This is a genomic window from Agromyces sp. H66 (genome assembly GCF_004959775.1).
Taxonomy (GTDB): Bacteria; Actinomycetota; Actinomycetes; order Actinomycetales; family Microbacteriaceae; genus Agromyces.
The window spans coordinates 13219-34348 of the sequence record NZ_SJZG01000014.1; the positions used below are offsets into that span (position 1 = coordinate 13219).

The following is a 21130-nucleotide window of genomic DNA, read 5'->3' on the forward strand; positions in this document are numbered from 1 at the left end:
AATCAGGGTCGAGTCAGGGATCCACCCCATAGCGGCCTCCGCGCCGCCGCTGCCAGCATCGAGCCATGGAGACGAACCCGACCGCCCCCGAGACGGACCCGGCCCCGAACGACGTGAAGGGGGACTCCACGCCGGCCGGTCGGCCCGTTGACGGGGCGGTCGGTTCGACTCCGCCCGGAACGCCCGAAGAGAACGGTGACGGCTTCTTCGGATGGCTGCGCCGCCTCGGGGTGCCGCGTCGCCCGGGGTGGCTCGGCGGCGTGGCCGCGGGCGTGGCGGCCCGGCTCGGCATCGACCCGCTCATCGTGCGCGGCATCGTCGTCGTGGTCGCGGTGCTCGGCGCGCCGTTCGTTCTGCTCTACGCCATCGCATGGCTGCTGCTGCCCGACACCGATGGTCGCATCCACCTGGAGCGCCTCCTCCGCGGCACGGTCGACCCGGCGATCGTCGGCATCGCCGTGATGAGCGTGATCGGCTTCATCCCCCTCGTGCAGGGCGGATGGCTCGGCTGGCGATGGTGGCCCGACTGGCCGTCGATCTGGGTGGGCGGGATCGACGTGCTCGCCCCCGTTCGCGTGCTCTGGGTGCTCGCCGTCATCGCGGGGATCACGGTGCTCGTCGTCTGGCTCATCCGACGGGCGAATGCGTCGACGTCCGGCGTGGGCGCAGCATCCGACGCATCCGGCGTGGCCGCGACATCCGGCCCTTCCGGCGTGGCCGCGACATCCGCACCGTCCGTCGCGTTCGCACCCGCGCCCGGTACCGGCCCGGCTCCTGAACCGCCCGCGCCGGCCATGGGCGCCGACGCCGACGAGATCGCCGCGTGGCGAGCGCAGCACGAGGCGTGGCGTCGGTCGCACGCCGACTGGCGGCAGTCGCAGCAGGACGCGGAGCGTGCCGCCCGCGCCCGTGCCGCCGCCGAGAACAAGGCGAGGGCCGAGGCGCTCGCCGCGGAGTCCGAGGCGGCACGGCGCCGCCGGCGTGCCGAGCGGCCGCGGGCCGGTGCCGCCTACGTGTTCACCGTGCTCGGCATCGCCCTCGTGGGCGCTGCGCTGGCGGCGATCTGGGCGCTCGGCGCCCCACAGCTCGCCGGCCACGTCGCCGCAGTGGCGCTCGCCGTCTCCACCCTCGTGCTCGCGCTCGGGATGTTCGTCGCGGCCGTGCGCCGGCGTCGCGCCGGGTTCCTCGCATTCGTCACGGCCGTCAGCACGCTGGCGATGCTCGGCGCGGCGCTCCCCCCAGGGCGCACGTTCGTTCCGCCCGGATACGGCATCTCGATGCTCGAGTCCCAGTCGGTGGTGCAGCCGATCGGCGACGCCCACCTCGTCGCCTCCGCCGACCTCCACCGGGTGACCGGAACACCCGAGGTCGAGCTCACCCAGGTCGCCGGGAACGTATATCTCACGATCATGGGCGACATACAGGTCGAGCTCGACGCCCGCGACGCCGGTCGGGTCGAGGTGCTCCGGTTCACCGACGCCCAGACGGCGACGAGCGTACCGACAGGTGACACCGACGAGATCCTGACTTTCGGGCGCGACCGCGGGGCACCGGCCGATGCGCGCCTCGTCGTGCATCAGCCCCCGGGCGGAACCATCTACGTCACGATCCACGAGAGGGCCGGTTGATGAACGAGACGAGCACGCCCGACCGAGAGGAAGCCACCGCCGTGTTCGAGACGGCGTCGCTCACGGAACCGGATGCACCCGATGCCGCACGCGAGCAGCCCATGGCGCGACCGACCGTGCGATGGGGTGCGCTCGTCTGGAGCCTGATCTTCGGTGCCGTCGCCGCGACGACCCTGTGGGTGGTCGTCGACCGGCCTCGTCGCGACGCCGTCGGCGAATGGCTCCTGGACCTGTCGCCGCTCGCGGCGACGCTCTACCTCCTGCTCGCGCTCGGCTCGCTCGTCGCCGTGTTCGGCATCGTCGCCCTCATCCGGCGGGGCGAGCGCGCCCGGCGCTGACCAGGGTTCGGAGGCTACAGCTCGACCCCGACCAGCACGGGCTCGGGGTGCAGCATGATGCCGAACTCGGCGTGCACGCGGCTCTGCACGAAGCGGGCGAGCTGCGCCACGTCCTCGGCGGATGCCCCGCCGCGATTCGTGAGCGCGAGGGTGTGCTTCGTCGAGATGGCCGCTCGCGATCCGGGCAGCGCGAAGCCGCGCCGGATGCCGCTGTGCTCGATCAGCCACGCGGCCGAGAGCTTGACGAGCGGTTCGCTCGGTGCGACATCCGCTGCGCCGCCGGATGCCGCGAGCGACGCCTGGTGCGCGAGGAACTGCTCGAGCGGCGATTCGTCGAGCACGCCGGCCGCGATCGGCACGACCTCGTCGGCCGCGTCCTCCTCGAGGTACCAGCGCGGGGCGTCGCCCGGCAGCGTACGGGCGACGCGCTCGGAGACGATCGGGTTCGTGAAGAACGAGCCCGCGCTCACCGAGTCGGGATCGGCCGGGTCGAGCACCATGCCCTTCGACGCTCGCAGCGCGAGCACGGCGTCCCGCACGCGCGCGATGGGTACGCGATCGCCGAGGTTCACGTGCAGCGCGTCGGCGAGCTGCCCGTAGGCGATCGGCTGGCCGAGCGGCTCGCCGAGCACGGCGCGCTCGGCGGCGGTGTCGTGGAGCCGGAGCTCCACCGACACGACGACGCCGCGCAGGCCCCGCTTCAGCACCGACGTGCGGTAGCCGAGCTCGAGTTCGGCGGCGGTCATGCGGCGCGGGACATCCGCCCCCTCCTCGAGGAACTCGATCGCCACGAGCGTGGACTCGAGCTCCTGGCCGTAGGCGCCGATGTTCTGCACGGGCGCGGCGCCCACCGAGCCCGGGATGCCCGAGAGCGCCTCGATGCCGGCGTAGCCGTGCTCGACGGTCCAGGCGACGAGGTCGTCCCAGTTCTCGCCCGACTGCACGCGGATGCGAACGGTGCCGTCGGACGCGGCATCCATCGCCTCCGCGTCACCGGCGCCGGGCCCGGTGCCGACCCCGGGCGGCAGCACCTCGATGCCCTTGGTCGCCACGCGGATGACCGTGCCGTCGAACCCCTCGTCGCCGACCAGCAGGTTCGAGCCGCCGCCCAGCACGAGCCACGGCTCGCCGTCGTCCCACGCCTCGACGGCGAGGTCGACGAGGTCGCGCTGCGTGGTCGCGTTGACGAGCCGGCGGATGGGTCCGCCGACCTTCAGCGTCGTGAGCTCCGAGAACGGGATGTCGCCGGCCATGTCAGTCGAGCGCGACCCGCACCTGGGCCTTGCCGAGCACCGTCTCGTCGCCCACCTTCACGGTGAGGTCGACGCGGGCGACACGGGCGTCCGCGTCGAGCTGGCCGACCTTCGCGACGACCTGCACGACCGCGCCGAGCTTCGGGTGGACGACGACCGGGCGCGTGAAGCGCACCTGGTAGTCGACGATGCGGCCGGGATCCTCGGCCCAGTCGACGACGGGCTGCACCGCGAAGCCCATGGTGAGCATGCCGTGGGCGAGTACGCCGGGCAGGCCGACCTCGTGCGCGACGTCGTCGCGGTAGTGGATGGGGTTGAAGTCTCCGGATGCCCCGGCATAACGCACGAGCGAATCGCGCGTCAGGGCGAACGACCGCTCCGCGACCATGTCGCCGACGGTGAGGCCGTCGAACGCGGGCGCGGCCATCAGTCCTCCCCTCGCACCACGAGGGTCGAGATCGCCGTGACGACGTGCTCGCCCGCGGCATCCGCGATGCTCGACTCCGCCGTCACCATCGAGTGCGCACCGAGCGTCTTCACGCTCGAGACGGTGAGGGTCGCCGTGAGCAGGTCGCCCGCCACGATCGGCCGTGTCGAAGTGAAGCGCTGGTCGCCGTGCACGACGCGCGAGAAATCGATGCCCGAGTCGGGCTCGGCGAGCAGCTGCGCGAGCGTCTGCTCCTGCACGACGACCGCGAACGTCGGCGGCGCGACGACGTCGTCATAGCCCGCGGCGCGCGCCGCCTCGGGATCGAGGTTGATCGGGTTGGTCGCGAAGACGGCACGGGCGAACTCGCGCACCTTCTCGCGTCCGACGAGGTACGGCTCGGTCGGCGGGAACACCCGCCCCTGCAGCTCGGGGTTCACTGGCACCACGACAGTCTATGCGGGCGCTCTCGCGGGTTGAGGAGCGAGCGCCGTCCCAAAGCCGCGGATTGAGGAGGCGCGATCAGCGCTTGCCGCCGCCGAGGAGTCCGCCCAGGATGTCGCCCAGGCCCCCGCCCGTTCCACCGGAGCTGCCACCGCCCAGGAGTCCGCCCAGCAGGTCGCCGATGCCACCGCCTGAGCCGCCGGACCCCGACGTGGATCCGCCACCGAGCAGGCCGCCCAGGATGTCGCCGATACCGCCGCCCGAGCTCGATTCCGCCGGCCGGGCCGCCGGGTCGGCCGCCGCCGTATCCTGCTTCTTCGAGAACTGCTTCGCGAGGTAGGCCAGGACGATCGGCGCGAGGATCGGCAGGAGCTTGCCGACGAGGTCGCCGACGCCGGTCTCCTTCTTCTCCTTCGTGTCGAGCGCCTGCACCACCTGATCGGTGTTGTCGCCGAACACGTTCTTCACGATCTTGCGGCCGTCGTCCTCATCGACGTCGGAGAGATCCACGCCGCCCTCCACGAGCGACGGGTCGTGCTTCGTGACCGCTCGCTCGAGCGACGCCGCACCCGCGGGGTCGGTGGCATTGGCGCCCATGCCTGCGAGGAGCGCCGGAAGCGCATCGTCGACCGCCTTGCGCGCGGTCGCCTCATCGACGCCGAGCCGCGCGGCGATGTCGCCGATCGGCAGTTGCGACATGAGTTCATCGAGTCCGGCCATGCGGATCCCCCATTCCTGCGCCCTCCGTCGGACGCACGGCTTCACGCTACCGGGGCGGACGGCGCGCGCGGAAGGGGCGGACCGGGCCGACGAAGCGGCGCCGAGGAGCGGCCCAGAGCACGTTCCCGACGTATGTTCCCATCTGGAAGCCCGCGTCACTCCGGCACCGCGGCACTCCGGCACCGCGGCACTCCGGCACCGCGGCACTCCGGCACTCCGGCACCGCGGCACCGCGGCACTCCGGCACCGCGGCACTCCGGCACCGCGGCACCGCGGCACTCCGGCACTCCGGCACTCCGGCACCGCGGCACTCCGGCACCGCGGCACTTCGGCACCGGGTTCCTCGACGAAACAGTGCTCCCGGCTTTCGGGCTGGGCTACTTGAGAGGCGGCAGCAGCGACGGCGAGCGGATGCCGCGACGCGAGGTCGCGACATCCGACCGCCGAAGGTTCAGTCCACCGGGATGAGCGTGTACTTCGTGTCGAGGAACTCGTGGATGCCCTCGAAACCGCCCTCGCGGCCGATGCCCGACTGCTTCACGCCGCCGAACGGCGCCGCCGCGTTCGAGACGAGGCCCGTGTTGAGGCCCATCATGCCGGTGGCGAGGCGGTCGATCATGCGGTGGCCGCGGGCGAGGTCCTTCGTGAACACGTAGGAGATGAGCCCGTACTCGGTCGAATTGGCGAGGCGCACCGCCTCGTCCTCGTCGGCGAACGTCGTGATGCCGAGCACCGGGCCGAAGATCTCCTCGCGGAGCAGGCGCGCATCCGACCCGACGTTGCCGAGCACCGTCGGCGCGTAGAACGAGCCCGCGCCGTCGATCGGCGCTCCCCCGGCGAGGACCTTCGCGCCCTTTTCCACGGCGTCCTTCACCAGCTCGTCGGTCGACGCGACCGCGTCGGCGTCGATCAGCGGGCCGATCGCCACGCCGTCCTCGGTCCCACGCCCGACCCGCATCGCCCCGACGCGCTCGGTGACGCGCTTGGCGAACTCACCGGCCACCGACTCGTGCACGATGAAGCGGTTCGCGGCCGTGCACGCCTGGCCGATGTTGCGGAACTTCGCGATCATCGCGCCGTCGACCGCCTTGTCGAGGTCGGCATCCTCGAACACGACGAACGGGGCGTTGCCGCCGAGCTCCATCGAGGTGCGGAGGATCCCCTGGGCCGACTGCTCGATGAGCTTGCGGCCCACCTCGGTCGAACCGGTGAACGACAGCTTGCGCAGGCGCGGGTCGGCGATGATCGGGCCCGAGACCTTCGACGAGCTCGTGGTGGTGACCACGTTCACGACGCCCTTGGGCAGCCCGACCTCCTCGAGCAGCTGCACGAACGCCACGGTCGTCAGCGGCGTGAGCGCGGCGGGCTTCACCACGACGGTGCAGCCCGCGGCGAGCGCCGGCGCGATCTTGCGCGTCGCCATCGCGAGCGGGAAGTTCCACGGCGTGATGAAGTACGACGGGCCGACCGGACGCTGCGCGACGACGATGCGGCCGGTGCCCTCGGGGTTCAGTCCGTAGCGGCCCGTGATGCGCACCGCCTCCTCGCTGAACCAGCGCAGGAACTCGGCGCCGTAGTTGACCTCGCCGCGCGCCTCGGCGAGCGGCTTGCCCATCTCGAGCGTCATGAGGAGGGCGAACTCCTCGCGGCGCGCGATGAGCGTGTCGAAGGCGCGGCGGAGGATCTCGCCGCGCTCACGGGGAGCCGTGGCCGCCCAGGCGTCCTGTGCCGCGACCGCGGCGTCGAGCGCGCGGATGCCGTCGGCGGGCGAGGCGTCGGCGATCGTCTTCAGCACCTCGCCGGTCGACGGGTCGCGCACGTCGAAGGTCTTGCCGCCTTCGGCGGCGAGCCATTCGCCGCCGATGAAGAGCCCGTCGGCGACGCGGTCGAGGAGGGTGGCTTCCTGCAGGGTGTCAGTCATGCTGCGTTCCGTTTCGTAGGGTGTCGGCCGTCGGTCGGCGGTGCGGGAATCGATCAGGGATAGAGGCCGCGGAGGCGGTGCGCCTCGGCGACGCGCTCCACGGCGAGCGCGGTGGCGGCGGTGCGGAGCGAGAGGTCGCGGGCCTCGGCGTAGCCGAGGACGTGCTGCCAGGCGCTGAGCATCCGCTCCTCCAGTCTGGACTCGACCTCGTCGGCACGCCACCAGTAGGCCTGGTTGGCCTGCACCCATTCGAAGTACGAGACGATGACGCCCCCCGCGTTCGCGAGGATGTCGGGCACGACGAGCACGCCGCGCTCGCGGAGGATGCGGTCGGCCGCGGGCGTCGTGGGGCCGTTCGCCCCCTCGACGATGACCCTCGCGAGCACGTCGCCCGCGTTGCCGTCGTGCAGCACGCCCTCCACGGCGGCAGGCACGAGCAGGTCGACGTCCTGCATGAGCAGCGCTGCGCCGTCGAGCGCCTCGCCGCCCGCGAAGCCGACGACCGAACCGGTTGCCCGCGCGTGGTCGGCGAGCGCCTCGATGTCGAGTCCGCCCGAGCGGTGGACAGCGCCGTACTGGTCGCTCACCGCCGTGACGCGCACGCCCGCCTCGGCGAGGAACCTCGCGGCATCCGCCCCGACCTTGCCGAAGCCCTGCACCGCCGCCGTCGAGCGCGCCGGGTCGAGCCCGGCGTGTCGGAGCGCGGCGAGAGCGATGTGCGTGACCCCGCGACTGGTCGCCGAAGCGCGCCCCTGCGAACCCCCGAGCGAGATGGGCTTGCCGGTCACGATGCCGGGCACCGTGTAGCCGGAGTTCACCGAGTAGGTGTCCATGATCCACGCCATGGTCTGCTCGTCGGTGCCGATGTCGGGCGCGGGGATGTCGCGCTCGGGGCCGATGATCGGCAGGATCTCGCTCGTGTAGCGACGGGTCACGCGTTCGAGCTCGGCCGTGGAGTGCTCGCGGGGGTCGATCGCGATGCCGCCCTTGGCGCCGCCGTACGGCACGTCGAGCAGGGCGCACTTCCAGGTCATCCACATCGCGAGCGCCCGCACCTCGTCGAGGTCGACGTTGGGCGCGTAGCGCAGGCCGCCCTTGGCCGGGCCGCGGGAGAAGTTGTGCTGCACGCGGTAGCCCGTGTACAGCCGCTGCGATCCGTCGTCCATGCGCAGCGGCACGGCGACGGTGAGTTCGCGACGCGGGGTCGCGAGCATCCGGTGCAGGCCGTCGCCGTAACCGAGGAGCGAGATCGCCTCCGCGAGCTGGGCGCGCGCATCGGTGAGCGGGGTGGCGATGTGGGCGTCGGATGTCGCGGGCGACGCGTTCGGGGCATCCGACACGGTCGACGCCGTCGTCGCCGTGAGCAGGTCGGTCATGCGGTCCGGAGCCCTTCCGCGACGACGCCGAGGCCCTCGACGAGGAGTTCGTCGGAGATCGTGAGCGGCGGAAGGAACCGGATGACGTTGCCGTATGTGCCGCAGGTGAGCACGAGCACGCCGTTCGCGTGGGCGTGCGCGGCGACCTTCGCGGTGAGCGCCGCGTCGGGCGCGCCCGTCTCGGGGTCGACGAGCTCCATCGCGACCATCGCCCCGCGGCCGCGTACGTCGCCGATGCGGGCGTCGGCGGTGCGCAGCGCGTTCAGGCGACCGAGGAGCACGGCGCCGATCCGCTTCGCGCGTTCGATGAGGCCGTCGGCCTCGTACGACTCGATCGAGGCGAGCGCCGCGGCGCACGCCAGCGGGTTGCCGCCGTAGGTGCCGCCGAGTCCGCCGGCCATGGCGGAGTCCATGATCTCGGCCCGGCCGGTGACGGCCGACAGCGGCAGGCCGCCGGCGATGCCCTTCGCGGTGACGACCACGTCGGGCACGATCCCCTCGTGCTCGCTCGCGAACCAGGCGCCGGTGCGGCCGAAGCCGGTCTGCACCTCGTCGGCGATGAACACGACGTCGTTCGCGCGGCACCACTCGACGAGCGCGGGCAGGAACCCCTGCGCGGGCACGATGAAGCCGCCCTCGCCCTGGATGGGCTCGATGATGATCGCGGCGAGGTTCTCGGCGCCGACCTGCTTCTCGATCTGGGTGATGGCGCGGGCCGCGGCCTCGGCGCCCGAGAGGCCGCCGTCGCGGAAGGGGTACGACAGGGGCGCGCGGTACACCTCGGGGGCGAACGGCCCGAATCCGCTCTTGTACGGGATGTTCTTCGCCGTGAGGCCCATGGTGAGGTTGGTGCGGCCGTGGTAGGCGTGGTCGAACGCGACGACGGCCTGCTTCTTCGTGAAGTTGCGGGCGATCTTCACGGCGTTCTCGACGGCCTCGGCGCCCGAGTTGAAGAGGGCCGAGCGCTTGGCGTGGTCGCCGGGGGTGAGCGCGTTCAGCTTCTCCGCGACGGCGACGTAGGAGTCGTACGGGGCCACCGTGAAGCAGGTGTGCGTGAACGCGTTGAGCTGCGCGGTGACCGCCTCGACGACGCGCGGGTTGGCGTTGCCGACACCCGTGACGGCGATGCCCGACCCGAGGTCGATGAGCGAGTTGCCGTCGGCGTCGACGATGACGCCCCCGCCCGCGGCGACGACCGACACCGGGATGGTGTGGCCCACGCCCGCGGCGACGGCCGCAGCCTTGCGCGTCATCAGCTCCTGCGAGCGGGGGCCGGGAATGGCGGTGACGAGACGGCGCTCCTGGGTGAGCGTCGGACCTCCGGCGGCGATGGCCGGGCTGTCGACGATGGTCATGGCTGCTCCGATGCGAGGTGACGACGGGTGGCGGATGCCGCTCATGCTAGGTCGGGCCGAAGGGATGCCGCAGCTCCCCCATGTACACTCGGGTGCAGCTTGTTGGACACGACGTACATCCCATTTGTTCCCTGAGCGTGTCGAAGGGAACCAGCGCGACCGCGCTTCGACAGGCTCAGCGACCGCCGAGGAGGACCGAACCGTGCAGCCCACCGTGCAGACCCTGCTCGACCGCCCCGAGCTCGACCTCACGCTGCTCACGCCCGCCGGCGTCCCGTCCGCCGAGGCGCTCGCCGCTCCCGTGACGTGGGCGCACAGCTCAGACCTCGCCGACCCGACGCCGTTCCTCGACGCCGGCAACGTGCTGCTCACGACGGGCACCCAGTTCGAGGCCGACCTCGACCCCGCGTTCGCCGACGCCTACGTGCGGCGGCTGCGCGAAACGGGCATCGCGGCGCTCGGCTTCGGCACCGAGGTGATCCGGGCCGGCACGCCCGCCGCGCTCGTCGACGCCTGCGCGCGCGAGGGTCTGCCGCTGTTCGAGGTGCCGTACCGGGTGCCGTTCATCGCCATCGTGCGACTCGTCGCCGACGCACTCGCCGAGGATGCCTACGCCCGGCACACCTGGTCGCTCGCGGCCCAGCGCGCCATCTCGCTCGCGGCGCTTCGCCCCGACGGGCTCTCGGCGACGCTCGGCGAGCTCTCGAACCGCATCGGCGCATGGGTCGGCCTCATCGACGCGTCGGGGTCGCTCGATCGCGAGGCGCCCGAGGGCGGCCTCGGGCAGCCGGCACTCGGCGAGGTCGTGGGCGAGGCCCGGTCGATGCTCCGCCGCGGCCAGCGCGCCAGCCGCACGCTCATGGCGGGCGAGTCGGTCGGGCAGCCGCAGCGGATGACCCTGCAGACCCTCGGGTCGGGCGGCTCGCTCCGAGGCGTCCTGGCGATCGGCGACTCGGCCGAGCTCGACCAGGCCGGCCGCGAGGTCGTCACGTCGGTCATCGCCCTCGCCGGACTCGCGCTCGAGCAGAATCGCGACCTCGATCGCGCTCGCGGGCACCTGCGATCGGGCCTGCTCCGCTCGATCCTCGCGGGCGACCTGACCCTCGCCGAGCGCGTGGCCGGCGAGATGTGGGGTCCGCTCCCGGCGGCGCCGCTCCGGATCGCGGTGACGGATGCCGCGCCGCAGCATCTCGACCGCCTCACCGAGCTGCTCGAGCTCCGGGTCGAGGAGCGCGGGGGCCGTCTCTTCTTCGGTCGCGACGACGACGACGTGGTCATCGTGCTCGAGGACGCGGATGCCGAGCTCGCCGGCGAGATCGCGACCGAGTTCGAGGTGCCCGTCGGCCTCTCCGACGCCGTCACCGCCGACGGTATCGCTCGGGCCCACGAACAGGCCCTGCGCGCGCTCGACCGTGCTCGCGAGACGGGTTCGGGCGTCGTCGCGTTCGACGAGATCAGCCGCCAGGGCGTGCTCGCGTTCCTCGCCCGCACCGACGCCCGCGCCGTCGCGCTCGCGACCCTGGCGCCCCTTGACCAACACGACGCGGCCAACGGCACGTCGCTGGTCGGCACGATGCGCTCCTGGCTCGAGCACGGCGGTCAGTTCGACGCCACCGCCCAGGCCCTCGGCGTGCACCGGCACACGGTGCGCAGCCGGGTCGCGCTGGCCGAGCGGCTGCTCGGGCGCGACCTGTCGGGGTTCCACGTGCGCGCCGACCTGTGGGCGGCGCTTCTCGCGGTCGACTGACACGCCGCAGTCACCGACGCGCCGCAGTCACCGACGCGCCGCTCCGCTCATCGGCCCGGCGGCGCGACCTCGTCGAGGTCAGGCCAGGCGAGGTCGCCCGACTCGAGTTCGGCGACGACGCCCGCCATCCACTCGCGCTCGGCGGCGAGCCGCGCGCGTTCGTACTCGGCCTCGATGAGGAGGATGCGCGGAACGCCGCGCGCCTCGGCGAGGTCGCCCGCGAGCCGGGCGGCGGCGAGGTCGATCGCGGCGACCCGTGCGCGGAGCGCGGCCATCGCCTCGTCGGCGCCGAGGATGCCCATGAACGAGAGGGCGGCGTAGGCGAGGGTGGCGTCGGACTCGGGTGTGGCCAGCAGGAGCGACACCCGACGGCGCAGCTCGGCGCGCCCGGCGTCGGTGATGGCATATCGCAGGCGTTCGGGCCGTCCGGCCGCCTGCTCGACTCCTGCCTCGGTGATGAGCCCCGACTTCTCGAGCTTGCCGACGGCGTGGTACAGGCTCCGGGGCAGGCCCGCCACGAAGTCCTTGCGGGTGTCGACCATGAAGCGGTGCATGTCGTAGGTGTGCCGGGGACCCCTGCTGAGCAGCGCCAGCACGGTGAGGGCGGCCAGGTCGCGATCGCCCCGCTGCAGCTGGTCTCGGCTCGTCACGACCCGCAGTCTACCTCTGGCATGCATTCCTCATTAGTGCATGTTGCATTAATGAATGTTGCATGACATGATCGGGACATGACCGAGAACACCACCGCCGCCTCCGAGACCGACCGAGCCGGGGTCCTCGCCGCACTCGACCGCCTCCGTGGCGCGTGGGATGCCGGCGACCCGACCGCCTACGCCGGGGAGTTCACGCAGGATGCGAGCTACGTGATCTTCGCCGGCATGCACGATCTCGGCCGCGCCGCCATCCGCCGCTCCCACGTGCCCGTGTTCGAGAAGTGGCAGCGGGGCACGCGCATGTCGATGCGGGTGCTCGACCTGCGGTTCCCCACGCCGGGCGTCGCCGTCGTGGTCACCGAGGGGGGCATCGGCAAGCGCATGCCGATCAGGCATGACAAGGTGCAGACCTTCGTGATGGTCCGCGACGGCGACGCCTGGCGGTGCGCGGCCTTCCAGAACACGAAGAAGCAGCGACTCCTCATCGCCATGAACCGCCTGGCCGATCCGCGATCACGCTGACCGGCGACCCTTCCCCCTCGGCAGCCCCCGGCGTACGCTGGAACGAGCGGAGGAGGTAGCGATGCAAGCGACAGTCGGCGAACGCCTCGTCATCCACGGCAAGCAGGTCGGCCAGGCCGACCGGCATGGCGAGATCTTGGAGGTCCGCGGTGCCGATGGTTCGCCGCCGTATCTCGTGCGCTTCGACGACGGGCACGAGACGCTCCTCTATCCGGGTGCGGACTGCGAACTCGAGCACGAGCACCAGGCCCACTGAGGTTCCCTGAGCTCGTCGAGGGGCGCCTCGTGAACCTGCCCGCTTCGACCTGCGCAGCAAGCGTCGCGCTACCGTTGAGGGATGTTCCACTCCTACGCGGCGATCGGTGACAGCTTCACCGAGGGGGTCGGCGACGAGTTGCCCGACGGCACCGTGCGCGGCTGGGCGGACTTCGTGGCCCTCGGCCTCGCCGCCGCGGCGCACGAGCCCGTGCGGTATGCGAACCTCGCGATCCGCGGCCGCAAGCTCGGCCCGATCGTCGATGAGCAGCTCGAGGCCGCGATCCGGCTCCGCCCCGAGGTGATCAGCTTCAACGGCGGCGGCAACGACATGCTGCGCCCGCGCATGCCCGAGGAGCGCGTCGCCGGGCGGTTCCGCCAGGCCGTGCACCGGATCCGCGACGAGGGCATCCACGTGCTCATGCTGAGCGGCGCAAACCCCACCGACCACCTGCCGCTCGGCCGGGTCTTCGATGCGCGCGGCGCCCGTCTCACGGCCGCGCTCGTCGACCTCGCCGAGCTCCCCGGCGTCACGTTCGTCGACAACTTCAACGATCGCGGGCTTCGCGACATCCGCTATTGGTCGCCCGACAAGCTGCACCTCAATTCGCTCGGCCACGCGCGCGTGGCCAGCAACGTGCTCTCGGCGCTCGGGATCCCGGTGCCCGAGGAGTGGGGCGTCGCCGAGGTGGCCGCCGCTCCGCCCGGGCCGCGCAGCCGCAACACCGCGGCGTACTACCGCGAGTTCGTGCTGCCGTGGGTCGGCCGGCGGCTCACCGGCCGCTCGTCGGGCGACGGTCGCGTCGCCAAGCGTCCGACCCTGGAGCCGCTGGATGCCGCGCGCTGACGCGCACCACCCGCGTCCTCGCGCCGCCGCGCGCGCCCCCGGCCCGCTGACCTGCTCACCCGTTCGCGCAACTGAGGAGATCGCGGCAACCGCGGTCGACCCTTGCGAGATCGACCGCAGACATCCCGATCTCCTCAGTACGACGACGAGGAGAAGTGCACGTCAGGCCGCGCCGAGCACGTCGGCGACGAACGCACGCGTGCGTCGTGCCAGTCCGTCGATGCGCATGATCTCGTGCACGCCCGGCTGCACCTCGGACGGCGCCGCCGGCCGGCCGAGCCGCACCGTCTCCTGGCAGGCGAGGTCGGCGCACATGTACGTGCCCACGCTGTCGCCGCGCTCCCCCGCCGCCCCCGCGCGTCGAGCCGAGAACAGCACCACCTGGTCGGCGGGCTGCTGCGTGTGGCACAGGTTGCAGATCGCGGCGCGGTGGTGCGACCCGTTGGAGGCCGCAGCCCGGAGCACCACGCCCGCCGGCGAGCCGTCGAGCTCCGTCACGAGGTAACCGCGGCTCGCGATGCGGGGATCACGCCACGCGAATGCGTCGAGATGCGCCCATTCCGTGAGGAGGAAGTCGAGCGGCAACGAGAGCTGGGCGAGCTCCGCAGCACTGGCGTTGCCGAGCGCCTCGCGGATCTCGCTCTCGACCAGTGGCTGCATTCCGTCCCCTCCCGGTGCGTGCCTCCCAGTCTACGAAGCCGGCTCGGCCTCCCACTCGACGTCGAGCGACCACGGCCGTCCCTGGCGCGGTGGCGCCGGCCGTGCCGTGGGCGAGCGCGTGGGGCGGCACCGGCGACGCGGGCACCGCCGCCCGGTCCACGAAGCCGGCTCCGCGGGTCAGCCGCTGCCGCGGAGACCCGTCGACCGGGTCACGCCCTCACGGCGCGGACGGCCCGGCGGCGTCCGACGCCGGCGACGTCGACCCCGCGGCATCCGTCACCGCGACCGTGTCGCGGTCGGCCTCGACCGCCGTCCGGCGACCACGGATGAGGAACCCGAATGCGAGCGCCACGAAGAACATGAGCACGCCGTAGACCGCCGCGGGCAGGCTCATCTCGACGCTGCCGATCACGGTCTGCGCGATCACGATGGCGAGCGTCGCATTGTGGATGCCGATCTCGAAGGAGCTCGCGATCGCCTGCCGGCGCTCGACCCGGAAGAGTCGCGGCACGAGGTACCCCACGGCGAGACTCAGCACGCAGAACAGCACCGTGATGCCGGCGAGCCGTCCGGCGTTCTCGAGGAGGAGCTCGAGGTTCGACGCGATCGCACCTGCGATGACGACGACGAGGATCACGACGGAGGCGATGCGCACGGGCTTGTCCATGCGGTCGGCGAAGGCGGGCCTCCACCAGCGCACCAGCATGCCGAGCACCACGGGTCCGAGCACGATGGCGAACACCTCGACCGCCTTCGCGAGTTGCAGGCCCAGCGAGTCGTCACCCGGAAGGAAGTAGGCGATCGCGAGGTTCGTGATGAGCGGCAGCGTGAACACGGCGATGACCGAGTTGATGGCCGTGAGCGAGATGTTGAGGGCGACGTCGCCGCGGAACAGGTGGCTGTACAGGTTGGCCGTGGTGCCGCCCGGCGACGCGGCCAGCAGCAGCATGCCGACGGCGAGCACGGGCGGCAGCCGGAACAGCAGCACGAGGCCGAAGCAGAGCGCCGGCAGCAGGAGGAGCTGGCAGACGAGGGCGATGATCACCGCCTTCGGATGCTTCGCCACGCGAGCGAAGTCGCGTGGCGTGAGGGTGAGGCCCAGACCGAACATGATGATGCCGAGGGCGACGGGCAATCCGATGGTGGTCAACGCTGATCCCATGCGCCGAGTGTGGCGCATCCAGGCGCTGCGGGCAATGCCCGGCCGAATCGGCCCGCCGCTCAGCGGATGCCGGCGATGGCGGCCTGCACGCGCTCGCGGAGCGCGTCGGAGATCGGTGCCGACCCGGCATCCTCGGCCGCGGCATCCTGACCCTCGGCGCTCGACACCCACTCGAGGTAGGCACGCACGAGCCGGGCCTCGTTCTGGTCCCGGTACTCGCGGCACGCGATGAGGTAGCTCACGAGCACGAGCGGGTAGACGCCGGCCTCGGAGGTGGCACGGTCGATGTCGATCACGAGGTCGTCGTCGGGTCGGCCCGGCTCGATGGGCGAGACGTCGGCGATCGCGGCCGCCGACTCGGCGTCGGGCGCGACCGACCCGTCGCCAACCGCGAGGCTCGCCACGTCGAGCCCCTCGGCGCGCGAGGCGTCGATGTAGCCGATCACGTTGACGCCGTCGCGGATGACGGCGGCGATGCCGGAGTTGCCCTGTGCGGCCTCGCCGTCGTAGGGGAACGCGTCGTCGGGCTCGTCGGGCCACGCCTCGGGCGCGGCCTCGGCGAGGTAGTCGGTGAAGTTCTCGGTCGTGCCCGAGTCGTCCGACCGGTGCACGGGGGTGATCCGCTCGTCGGGCAGCGACACGTCGGGGTTGAGGGCCACGAGCGCGGGATCGTTCCACCGCTCGATCGCGCCCGTGAAGATGCCGGCGACGGATGCCGCGTCGAGCCGGAGCCGATCGACGCCCTCGATGTTGAAGGCGAGGGCGATGGGCGACAGGTACACCGGCAGGTTGATCGCGCCCGAGCCCGCCGCGCAGCGCTCGAGATCCCCCTCGGCGTCGTCGATCGGGAGCGGCGTGTCGCTTCCGGCGTAGGCGACGGCGCCGGCGATGAACTGCTCACGTCCGGCGCCCGAGCCGGCCGGGTCGTAGTTGACGGTGACGCTGCCGTTCGCCCGCTGGAACCCGGCGATCCAGGCGTCCTGGGCCGCGCCCTGGGCCGACGAGCCGGCCCCGTCGAGCGTGCCCGAGAGGTCGCTCTCGGCGTCGCCCTGCTCGTTCACGGCGCACCCGCCGAGCAGGGCGACCGTCGCCGCAAGGCCGGTGAAGATCAGGCCGAGCCTCCGCGCGCGCATGCCCGCCATCGTAGCGAACGTGCCGGGGCGGATGCGGCGACGACGCTCTGCGCGGGATGCCGCGGGCTCACCCCAGCGCGAGGCGCGGGCGGTCGTCGACGAGCGGACTCCAGCCGCCGGCTGCGCGCTCGTACGCGTGCGCCGGGCCGTCCGTCACGAGCCGCGCGAGCGCCTCGAGGAACCGGTCGACGTCGTCGCCCGATGAGCCGGCCCCGAGACTCGCGCGCAGCCCGTTCGCGCGGGTGGCGACGCGATCGAAGAAGGGGTGCGCGCAGAAGCGCCCGGCGCGTACCGAGATGCCGTGCTCGGCGGCGAGGGCCGCGGCCACGAGGCCGACGGAGCCCCGTTCGAGTTCGATCGTCGCGATGCCGAGCCGGTCGTCCGCGTCGTCGAAGCCCGTGATGACGCGCACACCCGGAACGCCGACGAGACCGGCGTGCAGGCGTGCCGTGAGCGCACGCTCGTGCTCGTGCCGCGCCGCGTCGCCGAGGCGCTCGAGCTCGACCAGCGCGCGGGCGATCGCCGCGATCCCGACGACGTTCGGCGTGCCCGCCTCGTGCCGTTCGGCGCCCGTCTTCCATGCGGAGCCGTCGACGCGCACGGACTCGACCGCGCCGCCGCCCGCGAGGTACGGCGGCGCCTGGTCGAGCCAGTCGGCCCGCCCGACGAGCGTGCCCGCCCCGAACGGCGCATAGGCCTTGTGGCCCGAGAATGCGAGGTAGTCGATGCCGGATGCCGCGACATCGACGCGACGGTGCGGCAGCAACTGCGCGGCATCCACCGCGAGACGGGCCCCGCGGGCGTGCGCGAGACGCGCAAGCGCGTCGATCGGGAGCACCTCGCCCGTGACGTTCGAGGCGCCCGTGACCGACAGGAGGGCAGCTGGGCGCGCCGCCAGCTCGGCGTCGAGCGCCTCGAGCGTCGCCGCGATCGTGCGCTCGCCGACGACCACGCGCCGCGCCCGCCACGGCAGCAGGTTCGCGTGGTGCTCGAGATCGAGCACCACCGTCTCGCCGGGCACGACGGCCGCCAGCAGGTTGAGCGCGTCGGTCGTGTTGCGCGTGAATACGACGAGGTCGTCGTCGCGGGCGCCGATGTGCCGGGCGACCGTGACCCGCGCCTCCTCCACGAGCGCCGTGATCGCCTGCGACGGGTACCCGCTGCCGCGGTGCACGCTCGCGTAGTACGGCAGCACGCGCGCGACGTGCGCCACGACCGCGTCGAGCGCCGGGGCCGACGCCGCGATGTCGAGGTTCACGTGCCGCACGGTCCCGCCGCCGAGCACGGGCACCTCGAGCCCCGCGTCGGCGAGCGCGGCAAGCGGACCGAACGTGGTGCGCTCCTCCGTGGCCGTCATCGCCGCGCTCCCACGTGCACGTTCTCGGGTCGCCCGAGTCCGAGGTGGTCGCGGAGGGTCTCCCCCTCGTACTCGGTCGGGAAGACCCCGCGACGCTGCAGTTCGGGCACCACGCCGAACGCGAAGGCCTCGAATTGCGCGGGCTGCACCGCCGAGAGCACGTTGAACCCGTCGACGGCGCCCGCCTCGGCCCACGCCGCCAACTCGGCGGCGATCTCGTCGGCCGAGCCGACGACCATCGATGCGGTGACGGATGCCGCGACCACGAGATGCCGCAGCGTCGGCGGCCGCTCGCCCGACGGGCTCCGGCCGGTGCGCTCGGCGACGATCTCGACGAGCTCCTGGCCCGCGCCGCTGAACCCCGCGAGGAGCGCCGGCGTCACTGCCCGATCGGGCGAGAGGCCCGAGACATCCACGCCCACGAGGGATGACAACTGCGCCAGCGAGCGGTTCGCGGGGAACGCCGCCGGCGGCCCGTCGGGCCAGTCCTCGGCGATCTGCACGAGCTCACTGAGCTCGTCGGCGATCGACTGCGCGTGCGCCCGCGTGTCGCCGACGATCGGCAGCACGGGCGCGATGACCTTCAGGGTGCGATCGTCGCGACCCGACTCGAACGCGAGCGAGCGCAGCTCCTCGCGAACGGCGACGGCGTGCTCGAGGCCCGTGACGGCGATGAGGGCGAGGTCGGCGACCTGGGCCGCGTACAGCTTCGACCGCGGCGATCCGCCGGCGTGCACGAGCGGGAGGTGCCCCTGCACCGGACGGGACACGTTGAGCGGCCCGGCGACGCTGAGGTGCGCACCGCGGAAGTCGGTGGGATGCAGGCGCGACGGGTCGAGGTAGACGCCGGCAGCGGCATCCGCCACGATCGCCTCGTCCTCGAACGAGTCCCAGAGGCGGCGCAGCACCTGTTCGAACTCGACCGCCCGGTCGTAGCGCGACCCGCTCGTCTCGTGGAAGTCGCGACCGTGGTTGCCGGCCACGCGCGGCTCGGCGCCCGTGACGAGGTTGAGCCCCGCGCGTCCGCCCGAGAGCAGGTCGACCGACGCGGTCGCCCTGGCGAGCGTGTACGGGTCGGCGTAGCTCGTGTTCGCGGTCGCGATGAGGCCGATGCGGCGAGTGAGTCCCGCGAGGTAGGTCACCGCCGAGAGCGGGTCGACCCGCGCCACGAGGTAGGGATCCCGGTACTCGAGGTCGTGGCCCGTGGCGAGCCAGTCGCCGAAGAACAGGTAGTCGAGCCGGGCGGCCTCGGCGACCTCGGCCGTACGGCGGAGCACGGCCGCGTCGCCGCGCGGGTCGCGGTGCGCACCCGGATACCGCCAGCCCGACGGGTACGCGCCGATCGCCCTGACCATCGCGCCGATGATGAGTCGTGTCATTGGTGTGCCTCCCGGCCCCGACGCTAGGCAGGCCGAGCGGACGCCGCGAGGCCGGCCGTCACACGACGGCACCCGCCGTCACACGGCTCAACGGGGCGTCATGCGGCGTCATCACGCGCGATCGCGAACGCCTCGGATGCCGGTCGAGCCGTGGGCGACAGGGCCGCCGCGCCGTAGAATCGTCTGATATCCCCGTGTCGTTCCTCGGCGCGATCCACCGACCCCTGGAGGCCATCCTTCCGTGACGAGATCCCACCGCGATCGCCCTGCCGACCAGCACGACCTCAACGGGAACGCGTTCGCGAGGCGAGAGGCCCCGGAGGTCCCGCCGTTGCGGCTCGCGGATGCCTCGGAGCTCGTGCTGGTGGCATCCGCGCCCGCGATCTCGCGGTTCGATCGCGACGACCTCGTCATCCGCAAGGGGCAGTACGCCCTGCGCAACGGCCACACCACCCCGCACGAGTCGATGGTCGAGGATCTCCTCGCGATCGGCCGGGCGCTCGACGACGCCGGCATCGGGTATCTGCTCGTGCGGGGCGACGACGACCGGCTCGTGGTCGCCGTCGACCGGGCCGACCGCAAGGCCGTGGCCCTCGCCTTCGCCACGGCGTTCGCGAACGAGCCGTTCTATGCCCTGCCCGTCGCCCCCGACCGCGGGGCCGGGTCGCATCCCGTGCTCCTGGCCGACGGTCGCCTGTCGGCGCACCGGAAGCCGACGGTGCTGCGCTTGCACCGTCCGCGCGTCGAACCGATCGGCCGCCTTCGCTACGGGCCCGAGACGGGCGTGCAGCTCGAGTTCTGGCGCTTCGGCGACGACGTCATCGAGGCGCCGGTCGAGAACGCGCTCATGCGCCGCACGCTGCCGCGCTCCGAGGCCATCGACGACGTCGTGCACCTGCACGGCCGCGACTGGCCGACCCTCGAGCACATGTTCGAGCCGCTCGCGAGCGACGTCGACTTCGAGATCGACATGGTCTTCTCCTGGGTCGACGGCTCGAGCGACGAGTTCGTCCGCGAGCGCGCCAAGCGCATGCAGAGCTACGTGGTCGGCGAGGGTGACGACTCCGAGGCGCGCTACCGCCAGATCGACGAGCTGAAGTACGCGCTGCGGTCGGTGCACCTGTTCGCGCCGTGGGTGCGGCGCATCTTCATCGCGACCGACTCGCCCGCGCCGGCGTGGCTCGCGGAGCATCCGAAGGTCACGATCGTGCGCAGCGAGGAGATGTTCGCCGACCCGACCGTGCTGCCCACGCACAACTCGCACGCGGTCGAGAGCCAGCTGCACCGCATCCCCGGACTCGCGGAGCACTTCCTGTACTCGAACGACGACATGTTCTTCGGCCGGCCGGTGCGGCCGTCGCTGTTCTTCTCGCCGGGCGGCATCACGAAGTTCGTCGAGGCGTCCACCCGCATCGGGCTCGGGGAGACCCATCCGGGGCGCTCGGGCTTCGAGAATGCGGCGCGCGTGAACCGCGCCCTGCTGCGCGAGCGGTATGGCAAGGTCACCACGCGCCACCTCGAGCACTGCGCCGCCCCGCTGCGCAAGAGCGTCATGGCCGAGCTCGAGGCGGAGTTCCCCGAGGAGTTCCGGCGCACCGCGGCGAGCCGATTCCGCTCGGCGACGGACATCTCGGTGACGAACTCGCTCTACCACTACTACGCGTTGATCACGGGCCGGGCGGTCGTGCAGTCCGACGCTCGCGTGAAGTACATCGAGACGACGCTGCGCAAGGCGCTCCCGGCGATGCGGCGGCTCCTCAAGCGCCGCGACCAGGACATGTTCTGCCTCAACGACGGCAGCTTCCCCGAGATCTCCGTCGAGGAGCGCACGACCGCGGTGATCGACTTCCTCGAGCGCTACTTCCCGTTCCAGGCGCCGTGGGAGCAGCCGGCGGATGCCGCGGGCGGCACGCAGCTCGAGGCATCCGCCACCGCCGACCTCACCGCCTGAAT

Annotated in this window: 20 protein-coding genes; 7 read left to right on the top strand and 13 right to left on the bottom strand. The window is 72.4% G+C overall.

Annotated features, from left to right (window positions below; all coding sequences use genetic code 11):
- Positions 1-65: 65 nt before the first annotated feature.
- Both EZM51_RS17965 and EZM51_RS17970 read left to right on the top strand, forming a co-directional pair.
- Complete coding sequence (locus EZM51_RS17965; protein WP_136709690.1) at positions 66-1628, top strand: PspC domain-containing protein; 1563 nt, start codon at positions 66-68, stop codon at positions 1626-1628.
- The gene (locus EZM51_RS17970) at positions 1628-1966 is read left to right on the top strand and encodes a hypothetical protein (protein ID WP_136709691.1); all 339 of its coding nucleotides are present in this window, start codon (positions 1628-1630) and stop codon (positions 1964-1966) included. The genes EZM51_RS17965 and EZM51_RS17970 overlap by 1 nt, the downstream gene beginning before the upstream one ends.
- 14 nt (positions 1967-1980) lie before the next feature.
- Here the strand turns inward: EZM51_RS17970 and EZM51_RS17975 are convergent, their stop codons facing one another.
- The 7 genes from EZM51_RS17975 to gabT form a co-directional block, all read right to left on the bottom strand.
- Positions 1981-3219, bottom strand: a complete 1239-nt coding sequence (locus EZM51_RS17975) for a UDP-N-acetylmuramate dehydrogenase (RefSeq protein ID WP_136709692.1) — start codon at positions 3217-3219, stop codon at positions 1981-1983.
- Between the two features lies 1 nt (position 3220).
- On the bottom strand, positions 3221-3646 hold the full coding sequence (locus tag EZM51_RS17980) for a MaoC family dehydratase (protein ID WP_136709693.1): 426 nt from the start codon (positions 3644-3646) through the stop codon (positions 3221-3223).
- Entirely contained in the window at positions 3646-4092 is a 447-nt protein-coding gene (locus tag EZM51_RS17985; protein WP_136709694.1) for a MaoC family dehydratase N-terminal domain-containing protein, read from the bottom strand. Before EZM51_RS17985 ends, EZM51_RS17980 begins: the two co-directional genes overlap by 1 nt.
- 76 nt (positions 4093-4168) lie before the next feature.
- Entirely contained in the window at positions 4169-4810 is a 642-nt protein-coding gene (locus EZM51_RS17990) for a DUF937 domain-containing protein (protein ID WP_136709752.1), read from the bottom strand.
- 451 nt (positions 4811-5261) lie between these two features.
- Positions 5262-6731, bottom strand: a complete 1470-nt coding sequence (locus EZM51_RS18000) for an NAD-dependent succinate-semialdehyde dehydrogenase (protein ID WP_136709695.1) — start codon at positions 6729-6731, stop codon at positions 5262-5264.
- A 53-nt stretch (positions 6732-6784) separates the two neighbouring features.
- Positions 6785-8107, bottom strand: coding sequence for a Glu/Leu/Phe/Val dehydrogenase (locus EZM51_RS18005; RefSeq protein WP_136709696.1), 1323 nt, complete (start codon positions 8105-8107; stop codon positions 6785-6787).
- Entirely contained in the window at positions 8104-9462 is a 1359-nt protein-coding gene (gene gabT / locus EZM51_RS18010; protein WP_136709697.1) for a 4-aminobutyrate--2-oxoglutarate transaminase, read from the bottom strand. The genes EZM51_RS18005 and gabT overlap by 4 nt, the downstream gene beginning before the upstream one ends.
- Before the next feature lie 202 nt (positions 9463-9664).
- On the opposite strand from gabT, the gene EZM51_RS18015 reads away from it, so the two are divergent.
- Positions 9665-11209 carry a PucR family transcriptional regulator ligand-binding domain-containing protein gene (locus tag EZM51_RS18015; protein ID WP_248305731.1) on the top strand — a complete coding sequence of 515 codons (1545 nt, stop codon included), beginning with the start codon at positions 9665-9667 and terminating at the stop codon, positions 11207-11209.
- Between the two features lie 47 nt (positions 11210-11256).
- Here the strand turns inward: EZM51_RS18015 and EZM51_RS18020 are convergent, their stop codons facing one another.
- A complete protein-coding gene (locus EZM51_RS18020) occupies positions 11257-11859 on the bottom strand; it encodes a helix-turn-helix transcriptional regulator (RefSeq protein WP_211195975.1) in 603 nt (200 codons plus the stop codon).
- 78 nt (positions 11860-11937) lie between these two features.
- On the opposite strand from EZM51_RS18020, the gene EZM51_RS18025 reads away from it, so the two are divergent.
- From EZM51_RS18025 to EZM51_RS18035, 3 genes are all read left to right on the top strand, one after another.
- On the top strand, positions 11938-12384 hold the full coding sequence (locus EZM51_RS18025) for an SgcJ/EcaC family oxidoreductase (RefSeq protein WP_136709700.1): 447 nt from the start codon (positions 11938-11940) through the stop codon (positions 12382-12384).
- Positions 12385-12445: 61 nt separating this feature from the next.
- Positions 12446-12640 (top strand): DUF1918 domain-containing protein, encoded by a 195-nt coding sequence (locus tag EZM51_RS18030; RefSeq protein WP_136709701.1) that lies wholly within the window; start codon positions 12446-12448, stop codon positions 12638-12640.
- Positions 12641-12721: 81 nt separating this feature from the next.
- The gene (locus EZM51_RS18035; protein ID WP_136709702.1) at positions 12722-13486 is read left to right on the top strand and encodes an SGNH/GDSL hydrolase family protein; all 765 of its coding nucleotides are present in this window, start codon (positions 12722-12724) and stop codon (positions 13484-13486) included.
- Between the two features lie 162 nt (positions 13487-13648).
- On the opposite strand, the gene EZM51_RS18040 is transcribed toward EZM51_RS18035, so the two are convergent.
- The 5 genes from EZM51_RS18040 to EZM51_RS18060 form a co-directional block, all read right to left on the bottom strand.
- Complete coding sequence (locus EZM51_RS18040) at positions 13649-14146, bottom strand: FBP domain-containing protein (RefSeq protein WP_136709703.1); 498 nt, start codon at positions 14144-14146, stop codon at positions 13649-13651.
- Positions 14147-14363: 217 nt separating this feature from the next.
- Positions 14364-15308 (bottom strand): bile acid:sodium symporter family protein, encoded by a 945-nt coding sequence (locus tag EZM51_RS18045; protein WP_136709704.1) that lies wholly within the window; start codon positions 15306-15308, stop codon positions 14364-14366.
- 59 nt (positions 15309-15367) lie between these two features.
- Complete coding sequence (gene pstS / locus EZM51_RS18050; RefSeq protein WP_136709705.1) at positions 15368-16441, bottom strand: phosphate ABC transporter substrate-binding protein PstS; 1074 nt, start codon at positions 16439-16441, stop codon at positions 15368-15370.
- A 67-nt stretch (positions 16442-16508) separates the two neighbouring features.
- Complete coding sequence (locus EZM51_RS18055; protein WP_136709706.1) at positions 16509-17798, bottom strand: aminotransferase class V-fold PLP-dependent enzyme; 1290 nt, start codon at positions 17796-17798, stop codon at positions 16509-16511.
- The gene (locus tag EZM51_RS18060) at positions 17795-19177 is read right to left on the bottom strand and encodes an NtaA/DmoA family FMN-dependent monooxygenase (RefSeq protein ID WP_136709707.1); all 1383 of its coding nucleotides are present in this window, start codon (positions 19175-19177) and stop codon (positions 17795-17797) included. Before EZM51_RS18060 ends, EZM51_RS18055 begins: the two co-directional genes overlap by 4 nt.
- A 358-nt stretch (positions 19178-19535) precedes the next feature.
- Here EZM51_RS18060 and EZM51_RS18065 point away from each other — a divergent pair, with 358 nt between their 5' ends.
- Positions 19536-21128: a stealth family protein gene (locus EZM51_RS18065; protein ID WP_136709753.1), complete on the top strand. Its 1593-nt coding sequence runs from the start codon at positions 19536-19538 to the stop codon at positions 21126-21128.
- Positions 21129-21130 lie beyond the last annotated feature (2 nt).